The organism is Pseudoclavibacter sp. RFBJ3, assembly GCF_002931375.1.
In the GTDB taxonomy this organism is placed as follows: domain Bacteria; phylum Actinomycetota; class Actinomycetes; order Actinomycetales; family Microbacteriaceae; genus Pseudoclavibacter.
Genome location: NZ_PSXZ01000022.1, coordinates 19,098 through 30,018, shown reverse-complemented (window position 1 = coordinate 30,018; position 10,921 = coordinate 19,098). Strand labels below are relative to the sequence as shown.

At 69.9% G+C, this 10,921-nt stretch carries 10 protein-coding genes; 7 read left to right on the top strand and 3 right to left on the bottom strand.

Features of this window, described 5'->3' with window-relative positions:
• The first annotated feature begins 345 nt into the window (after positions 1-345).
• From speB to C5E07_RS17470, 4 genes are all read left to right on the top strand, one after another.
• Complete coding sequence (speB, locus tag C5E07_RS17485; protein WP_104301129.1) at positions 346-1,308, top strand: agmatinase; 963 nt, start codon at positions 346-348, stop codon at positions 1,306-1,308.
• Between the two features lie 309 nt (positions 1,309-1,617).
• Positions 1,618-2,640 (top strand): MBL fold metallo-hydrolase, encoded by a 1,023-nt coding sequence (locus C5E07_RS17480; protein WP_181058146.1) that lies wholly within the window; start codon positions 1,618-1,620, stop codon positions 2,638-2,640.
• Between the two features lie 142 nt (positions 2,641-2,782).
• The gene (locus tag C5E07_RS17475; RefSeq protein ID WP_104301118.1) at positions 2,783-3,004 is read left to right on the top strand and encodes a hypothetical protein; all 222 of its coding nucleotides are present in this window, start codon (positions 2,783-2,785) and stop codon (positions 3,002-3,004) included.
• Between the two features lie 76 nt (positions 3,005-3,080).
• A complete protein-coding gene (locus C5E07_RS17470; protein WP_104301116.1) occupies positions 3,081-3,308 on the top strand; it encodes a hypothetical protein in 228 nt (75 codons plus the stop codon).
• 28 nt (positions 3,309-3,336) lie between these two features.
• On the opposite strand, the gene C5E07_RS17465 is transcribed toward C5E07_RS17470, so the two are convergent.
• On the bottom strand, positions 3,337-3,846 hold the full coding sequence (locus C5E07_RS17465; protein WP_104308683.1) for a hypothetical protein: 510 nt from the start codon (positions 3,844-3,846) through the stop codon (positions 3,337-3,339).
• A 202-nt stretch (positions 3,847-4,048) separates the two neighbouring features.
• On the opposite strand from C5E07_RS17465, the gene C5E07_RS17460 reads away from it, so the two are divergent.
• The 3 genes from C5E07_RS17460 to C5E07_RS17450 are packed head-to-tail and all read left to right on the top strand — an operon-like array spanning position 4,049 to position 8,186.
• Complete coding sequence (locus C5E07_RS17460) at positions 4,049-5,275, top strand: serine hydrolase (RefSeq protein WP_104301112.1); 1,227 nt, start codon at positions 4,049-4,051, stop codon at positions 5,273-5,275.
• Complete coding sequence (dacB, locus tag C5E07_RS17455) at positions 5,272-6,915, top strand: D-alanyl-D-alanine carboxypeptidase/D-alanyl-D-alanine-endopeptidase (RefSeq protein WP_219820049.1); 1,644 nt, start codon at positions 5,272-5,274, stop codon at positions 6,913-6,915. The genes C5E07_RS17460 and dacB overlap by 4 nt, the downstream gene beginning before the upstream one ends.
• A gap of 44 nt (positions 6,916-6,959) precedes the next feature.
• Entirely contained in the window at positions 6,960-8,186 is a 1,227-nt protein-coding gene (locus C5E07_RS17450) for a serine hydrolase (RefSeq protein ID WP_104301110.1), read from the top strand.
• 124 nt (positions 8,187-8,310) lie between these two features.
• On the opposite strand, the gene C5E07_RS17445 is transcribed toward C5E07_RS17450, so the two are convergent.
• A complete protein-coding gene (locus C5E07_RS17445; RefSeq protein ID WP_104301108.1) occupies positions 8,311-8,985 on the bottom strand; it encodes a response regulator transcription factor in 675 nt (224 codons plus the stop codon).
• Complete coding sequence (locus C5E07_RS17440; RefSeq protein WP_146080645.1) at positions 8,973-10,715, bottom strand: sensor histidine kinase; 1,743 nt, start codon at positions 10,713-10,715, stop codon at positions 8,973-8,975. Before C5E07_RS17440 ends, C5E07_RS17445 begins: the two co-directional genes overlap by 13 nt.
• Positions 10,716-10,921: the final 206 nt, after the last annotated feature.

Here is a 10,921-nt window from a genome sequence, read left to right as displayed (position 1 = left end):
CTCCGCGCTACCTCGCCCCACCCCACGGCACCCACACCGGAGCGATCGCTGCCCGGCGAGTCGCCCTCAAGCGTTGGCGCCAGAGGGCGACTCGCCGGGCCGCGATCGCTCCGGTGTGGGTGCCGTGGGGTGGGGCGAGGTAGCGCGGAGTGGGGTGGCGCGGGTGGATAGGGGACGATGGAAGGGGTGGAGTGGGGAATCCTGCGGGCGAGGGGTGCGTGCGATTTGCACCGATGCTTGGACCTCCGGGTGCAAAGTGTGCGCGTCGCCTGAGGTCTTTTTCGCTAGCTTCTGGGGAGAAGCACGCGGCAAGGAGGCCCCACAGTGAGCAACGATTTCTTCTGGATGAACCCCGCTCGGGTGACGCAGGACGGCAACGTCGGACCGACCGATTCGGCGCAGGTTCCTCGCTTCGCAGGGCCCGCGACCTTCGCGCTGCTGCCGAGGGTCGATGAGGTCGAGAAGCTCGACGTGGCGATCCTCGGGGTCCCGTTCGACAGCGGCGTCTCGTACCGCCCCGGTGCTCGCTTCGGTCCGGCGCACGTGCGCCAGTCGAGCCGCCTCCTGCGCCCCTACCACCCGACGCTCGACGTGTCGCCGTTCGCAGCGCAGCAGGTCGCCGACGCCGGCGACGTCGCCGTCAACCCGTTCGACATCGAGGAGGCGCTCGGGACCGTGGAGCAGGCCGCGAAGGCCCTCAGCGACACGGGCGCGAAGATCGTCACGATCGGCGGCGACCACACGATCGCGCTGCCGCTCCTGCGCAACATGGCGCGCATCCACGGCCCCGTCGCGATGCTGCACTTCGACGCGCACCTCGATACGTGGGACACCTACTTCGGTGCGGCGTACACACACGGCACCCCGTTCCGCCGGGCCTTCGAGGAGGGGCTCCTCGATACGGACGCGCTCAGCCACGTCGGCACGCGCGGCCCGCTGTACGGCAAGCAGGACCTCGAGGACGACGAGCGCTTCGGGTTCGGCATCGTCAGCTCGGCCGACATCTACCGGCGCGGAGCGGATGCGGTCGTGCAGCAGCTTCGGCAGCGCATCGGGGATCGCCCGCTGTACATCTCCATCGACATCGATGTGCTCGACCCCGCGCACGCGCCCGGCACGGGGACGCCAGAGGCTGGCGGGATGACGAGCCGCGAGCTGCTCGAGATCCTGCGTGGTCTCGCGGACCTCAACGTCGTCGGCGCAGATGTCGTCGAGGTGTCGCCGGCCTACGACCATGCCGAGCTCACGGGCGTCGCCGCGGCGCACGTCGTCTACGAGCTCGTCTCGATGTTCGCGGTGCGCCGCTAGCTGGACTGCGTCCGCGTCTGCTGGTTCGCTCTCGCCGGATGCTGACCAACTTCCGTGCAGAATCGCGCTTCCTCACTGTTCCAAGGGCGGTTTGGGCGGTTCTGGCACTGAAGTTGGTCACGATGGTCGACGGCCTGGAGCTTCGGGCGGCGCCCGCACACGCGCCCCGTCCCCGTCCCCGTCGCCGTCGGAGTCAGGGCCGCTGTCGGTGTCGGAGTTACTGCCGGTGTCTACGCGCGCGTCCGCGTCCTAGGCTTCTGGCATGGGATGCACTTGGCTCGGAGCTCCGCCAGAACAGGTGACTGCGGCATGAGCGGCTCAGGCGTCGCGGCGAGCAGCGCCGCGCAGGAGGCGGCCTGGCACGACGGGGCCGTGGCGCCCCTCGAGGCGGTCCGAGACGGGATCTGGACGGTGGGCAGCCCGATGCCCGCGGGGCCGACGCCAGGCGGCCGCATCCCGTGCACGCTCGCGTCGGTGATCGCCGACGAGGCGGGTGGCGTGCACGTCATCGACCCCGGCTCAGACTCCGAAGCGAACCTCGCCGTGCTCTCCGACGCCATCACGGCGACCGGCCACCGGCTCGACCAGGTGCGGTCGATCATCGCGACGCACCTGCATCACGATCACCTCGGTCTGGCCGAGCGGCTCCGGGACGCGACGGGTGCGCCGATCGTGCTGCACCGTGCCGAGCAGGCGGCGCTCGATGCGCTGGCTGCGGACGTGCCGAGCATCGAGGTCGAGACGGCCAGGCTCGTCGACTGGGGTGTGCCGGTCGATCGCCGCCCGGAGATCCTTCGGCTCGTCGGGCGGTCGGCGACGCCGGTCTCGCTGCGCGCCGACGTGCTTGTCGATGACGCGCAGCTGCTCGACGTGCCCGGCAGGCGGCTGCGTGCCGTCCACACCCCGGGCCACACACCCGGGCACCTGTCGATCGTCGACGAGGAGACCCGGCTGGTGTTCACCGGCGACCACGTCTCGCCCGTGCTGCACCCGGGGCTCGGCCTTGGCGGCGACGATGGCAACAACCCGGTGCTCCAGTACCAGCGCTCGCTTCGGCGCATCGTCGAGCTCGGCGTCGACGAGGCCGTGCCGGGGCACGGCTACCGGTTCGTGGGGCTTGCCGAACGCTGCGGTGAGCATGCGCGCCACCACCAGCGCCGCACCGATGAGGTCGCCAGCGCCCTCGAGGCATCGCCCGACGCCTCGATCTTCGAGATCGCCTCTCGCCTCACATGGTCGGCCGGCTGGGCGAATCTCGACGGTTTCACGCTGCGTTCGGCGCTCCAGCAGACGGCGATGCACGTCGAGGCCGTGCGGACCGAGACGGCCTGAGTGCGGCCAGACCTGGGCCTGCCCAGGTGCGACGGCGCCAGCGGAGCCAACTCGGAGCTACGCCTGGTTGACTGCCGCGAACGCGATTCCAGGGGGAGCGCGACCGGAGCGCGAGCCACGACATCAAGGACCGGAGGCCAACATGGAAGACGCCACCACTCGCCGCTGGATCCTCGCGGGGCTCGTGCTGCTGTCGGTGCTTGTCGTCGGCGCGTCCTTCCAGACCGGGGATGTGCTTCTGCGCATCCTGCTCATCCTGCCGACCGCGCTCCTGTGGGTCGTCTACCGTGAGGCTGAGCGACGCCGACGAGACGCGCAGGTCTTGGCATCCGAGGGCGACAGCCAGGGCGCCGGCCGCCGCTGACCGGCGCACGCAGCACCGGAAGCGCCTGGGCGCAACCCCTGGGGCCGGTGGATCTTCGTCGCGTAGCGTCCGGTCCATGACCCATGAACCAGTAGGTGCCAACACTCCCGACGAGGGCCAGAGCGCCGCGCAGGCGGCCGAGGCTGCCGAACGGGATGCGCTGCGCAGCGTCCGTGCCGTGGGCGAGGACCGCGGCGACCCGGACGCAGCTCGACACGAGAGCGCGCCCACCCCGCCGAGCGAGGTCGACCCCGAAGCTGGCACGGACGCCGAGGGCTTCCCGGTCGAGAACCCGTCTGGCTGAGGCCCAGGTGTTTGCCCTCCGGGGCTGATCAGGCCGACTGCCAGAACACCATCGGCTGCCCCGGCGCTCCGCAGACCTCGGGCGCATCCGCTGGCGCGCTGCCGTACCCGCCGCTCCCGTCGATGCTGTCCCCGGCACCCACGGTCGCGAAGCCCGGCACGTCGATGCTCTGCCCGCCGGGCGTGAGCGACGAGCCAAAAGGGAACTGGACGAAGGTCTGCCCTTCGTCCGTCTCGACGACCCAGCATCCGCCCTCGCTGAGCGCGAGCGTGCCCCCGACTCTCGCCTCCATGATGGCCGTCGGCTCGCGGCCGGCGGCATAGAGAACAGTCGTGTCCGTGGTTGTCGTACTCGCGGGCCCCGGCCCGGGCAAGATCGTCTCGCCAGGCTCCGACGGAGGCGTGACTGGTGTGCACGCCGTCAGCGTGCCTCCGAAGGCGAGCGCGAGGCCGAGCACGAGGGCGATTCCGCCGCGGCCCTTCGCCGCCAGGCCCAGCTCCTTCTCGATACGACGTGGCCTCACGCGCGATTCGCTCATGAGCGCGATGCTACTGAACCCGGCGAAGGAGCAGGAGCAGGAGCCGAAGCAAGCCCCGAAGCAAGAGCAGCCGGATCGCGTGACGGCTGGCGTCCTCAACAGGGACCTAGGTCCATTGTCGCGAGTGCCCGCGTCGGCGAGTGTGATTCCTGAGATGTGATCTTCCCGACGTCTCTCAGGGAACCTCGACGAATGAGGAATCATGCGCAGCCCCCAAGCCCCCTCCAGAGCATCCCAAGCATCCAGAGCACCCCGATCTGCTCGTCTTCTCGGCATGGCGGCGATGGCCGCTGCCATCGGCCTGTTGGCGAGCGGATGCACGTCTGCCGGCGGTGACGGCGCGGGGAGCGCGACTGACTCGGCGGCTCCTGAGGTCACGCGCCCCGCCGCGCCGGACGGCGAACTGCCCGCGGAACTCCAGGACGGGCTGCAGGCTGCGCTCGACGCGGTGATGGCCGAGCTCGAGGTGCCAGGTGCGGCCGCCGGGGTGTGGATCCCGGGCCAGGGCTCGTGGACGACGGTCACGGGACTCGCGAACGTCGAGGACAGGACGCCCGTCACGACGGACATGTCGTGGCCGATCCGCAGCATCACGAAGTCGTACACGGTCACGCTCATCCTGCAGCTCGCCGACGAGGGCAAGCTGAGCCTCGACGACACCATCGATCAGTACGTCGAGGGCATCACGAACGGCGACAGGATCACGCTCCTGCAGCTCGCGAACATGTCGAGCGGGAACGCCGACTACGTCACGGAGGCCTTCCAGGACGAGTTCCTCTCCGACCCGACGAAGATCTACACCCTGGAGGAGCTGAACGCCCCCGTCGTCGATCAGCCGGCGCGGTTCGAGCCCGGTGCCGAGTACCTATACACGAACGCCAACACGAACCTGCTCGGCGCGGTCGTCGAGAAGGTCACAGGCGAGCCGTACGCGGATGCGCTCGACGCGCGCATCCTCACCCCGCTCGGGCAGACGGGCACGACGTACCTGACCGACGTCGACGACTGGGCGCAACCGCATCCCACGGGCTACGTCATCGACGACGGCACCCCCGTCGCGCAGAGCGAGAACCCGTCGATCCTCGGCGCCGCCGGCTCGCTCTTCTCCACGCTCGAGGATGGGCGCGCCTGGGCGGAGACGCTCGGTTCGGGATCACTGTTGAAGCCGGAGACGCAGGAGCTGCGCCAGGTGGGCCACGAGATCCCGAAGCCGCCCTACGACCTGTATGCGGTGGGGATGGGGGAGACGAACGGGTGGCTCGGCCATAACGGCGAGGGGCTCGGCTTCACGGCCGCCACCTTCCACGATCCCGCGACGGGCGCGAGCATCGTCGTCTACATGAACGAGTCGGACAGCCCTGCCGGGCATCCGGCTGATATCGCCTTCCGCGCCCTCGCTGAGGTCCTCGCGAACGGAGCGGGCGCGTGATCGCCGACGGTGTTGCCGGGCGAGCACACGGAGCAGGGTTCGGCCGCGGCGCCCGCGTCCTGACGGCGGGGGCCGTCGCGATGCTGCTGCTCACGGGGTGCGTCGCGGCCGACGCGAACGATGCGGACGTCCCGGTGTGGGACGGGACGACGCTCGTGTCCGTCCCTGGGCTTCCGGATGCGGCACTCGAGGTCATGAATCAGCCGCAGTTCGCGAGCGGCCGCTGGTCGATCGCGGTCGAGGATCTGGACACGGGTGAGGTGCTCGTCGACTTGGACGGCGAGAAGCTCGCCGAGCCGGGCTCCTTCGTGAAGACGTACAGCGCCGGTGCCGCATGGGTGAAGTGGGGTCCTGACCACACGGTTGTGACGCCGGTGAAGCAGTCGGGCGAGGTCACGGCTGGCACGCTCGACGGTGATCTCGTGCTGGTCGGGCAGGGCGACCTGACGATGGGCGGACGCACCAAGGACGACGGCAGCGTCAGCTTCGCGAACCTCGACCACAACGACGCGAACCCCCTGCCGGGGGCGACGCTCACGCCCGAGGATCCCCTGACGGGCCTCGACGAGCTGGCCACGCAGGTGAAGGCGTCCGGGATCACGACGGTGAGCGGCGACGTGATCATCGACGACCGCCTGTTCCAGGGCACGCTCGCCGAGCAGCCGATCACCCCCATCGTCATCAACCAGAACCTCCTCGACGTGCTCGTCACACCGGGGGACGCGGGCGCTCCCGCGACCGCGGCGCTCACACCCGCCGTCGGAAAGTGGGCGCTCGACCTCCAGGTGGAGACGGTCCCAGCTGGTGAGGAGTACAAGGTCGAGGCGCCGGAGGTGTCGGCGAGCGATCCGAACACGATTATCGTGACCGGCACGATCGCCGCGGACGCCGACCCCGTTCTGCGGGTCTTCGAGTTCGACGACCCGTCGACCTTCGCCCGCACGGCGTTCATCGAAGCCCTGGAGCGCGCGGGGGTCACCGTCAGCGCCGATCCCTCCGCGGAGAACCCGAAGTCGGCCCTCCCGAACTGGGACGCCGTCGAGGCGCTCCCCGCGGTCGCGGAGCTCGAGTCGCTGCCGCTCGCCGAGGAGATCACCTACGTCATGAAGGTCAGCTACAACCGCGGCGCACAGACTCTCGTCTGCCGCCTCGCGGTCGACGCGGGCAAGACCGACTGCAACAAGGACGGCATGGGGGTCGCGCAAGCCATCTGGGCCGAGGCCGGCCTCGACACGACGGGCGCCTCCCTCGTCGACGGCTCCGGGCTCGAAGGCAACTACATCACCCCGAAGAATGCCGTGCAGATCCAGAGCCTCATGGCGGAGCGTCCCGACGGCGAGCGCTGGCGCGACACGATGCCGATCCTCGGCGTCGACGGGTCGCTCGCCGACGTGCAGAAGGACAGCCCCGCCGCCGGGAAGGTCTTCGCCAAGACGGGAACGCTCGCGAGCGCCGACGCGTTCAACGGCAGGCTCCGGCTCGGCACCAAGACCCTCGGCGGTGTCATGGTCACCGAGTCCGGCCGCAACCTGGCGTTCACGATCATCGTGAACCAGGGCTTCTACGAGGGCATGCCCGGGGTCTTCGAAGCGAACGATGACGTAGGCAAGGTCGCGGCGATCATCCAGCAGTCGTACTGACCGAGCATCCCCGAGTTCGCACGCAATCCAGGAGGAGACAGCACATGTCCAAGATCGCGAAGAGAACGACGTACACGGCGACCGCCATGGTCGCCGCCCTCGCCCTCGTCTCCTGCACGGCGCAGGCCGCGGAGACCGAGGCACCGACATCCACGCTGAAGCCGTTCGACGAGGCGGCCGTGACCGCGATCTTCGAGGAGACCGCGGAGGAGCTCGGCCAGCCGGGCGCCGTGATGCTGTTGCGCACGCCAGAGGGGGAGTTCACGGCGACCTACGGGGTGACGAGTCCCGGCGGCAGCACGCCCGTCTCGGTCGACGACCATATCCGCATCGGCTCCAACACGAAGACGTGGACGGGCACCGTCATCCTGCAGCTCGTGCAGGAGGGCAAGATCGCGCTCGCGGACCCCGTGTCGAAGTACCGGCCCGACGTGCCGAACGGCGACAACATCACGATCGAGCAGATGCTGCTCATGCGCAGCGGGCTCGCCAACTACACGGAGACGCTCGAGCTCAACACGGCACTGGATGAGGACCCGGACCGCGTGTGGGAGCCGGAAGAGCTCATCCAGATGGCGCTTCCTCTGCCGGTCGACTTCGAGCCCGGCACCGAGTACCACTACTCGAACACCAACACGATCCTCCTCGGGCTCATCGCCGAGGACCTCGACGGGAAGCCGCTCGCTGAGATCTACGACGAGCGGATCTTCACGCCGCTCGGCCTCGACGAGACGTCGTTCCCCGAGATCGGGGACAGCAGTATCCCATCGCCGCACTCCGACGGCTACTTCTGGTGGACCAACGTCAACACGATCGGCTCGTCGAAGCTGCCGCCGGACCTCATGAAGCAGGTCGAGGAGGGCACGTTCACCCCGAATGACGGCACCCTCGACAACCCGTCGTGGGCGTGGTCGGCTGGCTCCGGCATCTCGACCGCGGGCGACCTCGCCGACTGGGTGGAGGCGCTCGGCGGGAAGAGCGGCGACATCCTGGAACCAGACATGCAGCAGGCGCGCATGGACAGCTTCCAGCCCACGACGAAGAACCCGGCTGACCCGTCGTACGGCTACAACATCGCCCACTTCGGGCAGTTCTACGGCCACACGGGCGAGCTCCCGGGCTTCAACTCCTTCATGGGCTACGACCCGGTCGCCGACGTGACGCTCGTCGTCTGGGCGAACCTCGCCCCGGCCGCGAACGGCGCTGGGCCCGCCACCGAGATCGCGAAGCAGCTCATCGGCACCCTCTACAGCTCGCCGGTCGCGAGCTGAGAGTCAGAGGAGTCAGAGGAGTCAGAGGAGTCAGAGAGGTCGGAGGAGTCAGAGAGCTCCCGGCTGGAGCGTTCGGCCCGACCTGGGCGGCTGAGCTGGAATCCGACGCCGGGGCGGGGGAGCCTCAGCGCCCGCCGGCATCCACGTCTCCGGCGGCCGCGAGGTAGCGGACGACCGCGAGCACTCGGCGGTGGTCGTCGGCAGCGACGGGCAGGTCGAAGGCGTCGTAGATGTTGGAGGTGTGGTGCACGACGGCCTTCTCGGAGGAACCGAGCCTCGCGGCGATGTAGCTGTTGCTGCGGCCTTCGGCCATGAGCCCGAGCACGTCGAGCTGCCGTGGCGTGAGCTCCCCGACGGGCCCGCTGATTTTCGTCGCCCGCGCGAGGAGCACGGCCACGACGTCGGGGTCGAGCACGGTGCCGCCCGCCTGCACGTGGCGCAGGTCGGCGGTGAAGGCCCGAACATCGGCGATGCGCTGCTTGAGCAGGTAGCCGACGCCACCGTCGCGTTGCCCGATGAGCTCGCTCGCGTAGCGCCGCTGCACGTGCTGCGACAGCACGACCACGGCGGCATCCGGATGCGCCTGCCGGATGCGGAGGGCCGCGACGAGACCTTCGTCGGTGAAGGTCGGGGGCATCCGGATGTCGGTGATCACGAGGTCGGGCGCGAGCCGCGCGACCTCGACCTCGAGCTCGACGGCGGTGCCGACCGCGGCGACCACCTCGAAGCCGTCGTTGCTGAGGACATGCCTGAGCCCCTCGCGCAGCAGCGCTTCGTCTTCGCCGATCACGACCCGCATGGCAGCTCCACCCGTACTTCCGTTCCCGATCCGAGGGGCGAGACGAGCTCGAAGGAGCCGCCGAGGGTGTCGATCCGGTCGACGAGCCCCTTCAATCCGGTGCCGTCCTCGACCCGTGCCCCGCCGCGGCCGTCGTCTTTCACCGTCACGCTGAGCAGCGCGCCCTGCTGCGTGATGCGCACGTTCACGGTGCGTGCGTCGGAGTGCTTGACGGCGTTCGTGAGGGCCTCGGCCATGATGAGATACGCCGACTGTGACGTCGCGGGAGCCAAGGTGCTGTCGTCGGCGTCGCTGACGAGGCTCGCGGGGATCTCGAGGCGATCGACGAGGTCTTCGGCGGCCGCCGTCAGCCCGCGCTCGACGAGCGCCGACGGCAGCACAGCGTGCACGAGGCGGCGGAGGTCGGCGGCTGCCGTGTCGATGCGGTGCCTGAGCGCGGTCGCCTCTGTCACGGTCGACGGATGCGCGTCGCCGGAGTTCGCGATCTGCTGGGCCTCGAGCGCCAGCAGCACGAGCTGCACCTGCAGGCCGTCGTGGAGGTCGCGGGCGATGCGGTTGCGCTCGCGGTCGGCGGTCTCCACGATGCGGAGCCTTGACTGCTGCAGCGCCTCGTTGCTCGCGAGGAGCGCGGCGGTGAGGCGCTCGCGGTCGAGCGCGATGGCGAGCACACGACCTGCCCGGCGCACGGTCTCGGGGTCTGCGATCATCCGCTCGTCGTAGCTGATGGCGCCGACCAGTCGGGACTCGACGTGCACCTCCTGCCACCGGCGTGGTGTCGACTGGGCGCGGACATCAACGTCGAGGCCCGCTTCGTCGACGAACACCTGCCGGTTCTCTGCCCAGTAGGCGACCCGCAGCGAGTCGTCGCCGAGCGAGCGGGCGAGCGCCGCTCCGACGACGGTTCGTGCGGAGCCGGCCAGGCTGAGCCAGGCGCTGAGCACCTCCGCCTCCACGGTCTGCGCGTAGCCGCCGATGAGCACGCCGAGGAGGAAGGCGATGGGGATGCCCGCGATGACGACCAGCTGGATGGAGCCGATCACCTCGCCGGGCGCGCCGAGGAGGCGCAGCACGTTCGCGGAAAGGGGGATGCTCAGCACCGCGAGGATGCCGTACAGGTAGAGGGGGAGCAGGACGCGCAGGTTCTTCGGGTCGGCCGAGCGGAGGCGGCGGATGAGGAGGGCCGCAGTGACCCCCATGACGCCGAGGCCGACAAACGCCTGCACCCAGACTCCGACGAGGTGCGGGAGCGTGTCGGGTGGGAGCACGTAGAGCGGGATCTGCAGCAGGAGCGTCACGCCGTAGCCGACGGCGACCGTGGCGATGGAGACGCGCCCCTGCAGACGTCCGGACGGGAACGCGTGCAGCAGGTGCACCGTGACGGCGAGGATGAGGGTCGCGAAGATGGTGCTCAGCTCCACGAGCACGGGGAGGCCCAGGTTGCCGACCCCGCCGAGGAACATGGCGATCGCGCCGACGAGCAGCAGGCCGCCGACCATGCTCAGGGGGCGCTGCCACCACGCGATGACGCCGGCGGCCGTCCAGACGAAGAACACGGCGGTGAAGGCGAGCGGCACCCAGAACGGGATGGGCGCGTCCACGCCGACGGCGAGCTGCACGCCGCCGAGGGCGAGCGCGAGCACGGCGATGAGCAGGAGGGCCGGGCGCAGGGCATCGCCTCGCGTCGCGCGAAGCGGGATGCGTGCTGCTCGGGCGTCGATGGAACGGGTCACGTCGAGGTCACCTCGGCTCAGGCCAAGTGATGCAGCGGTGCGTTCGGCGAGCACTGGTCTCGCTGAGGTGCGGTGCTGCGCGCTGGGAGAGCGTGCCCGAAGCCTACCGCGACGGCGGGCGCCTGCGGTGGTGCGCGGGCTACCCTGGTGGCTTGCTCGTGCGGCTGGCTGACCGCCGTCTGCGCGGGGCGGAGAAGCCCGGCTCG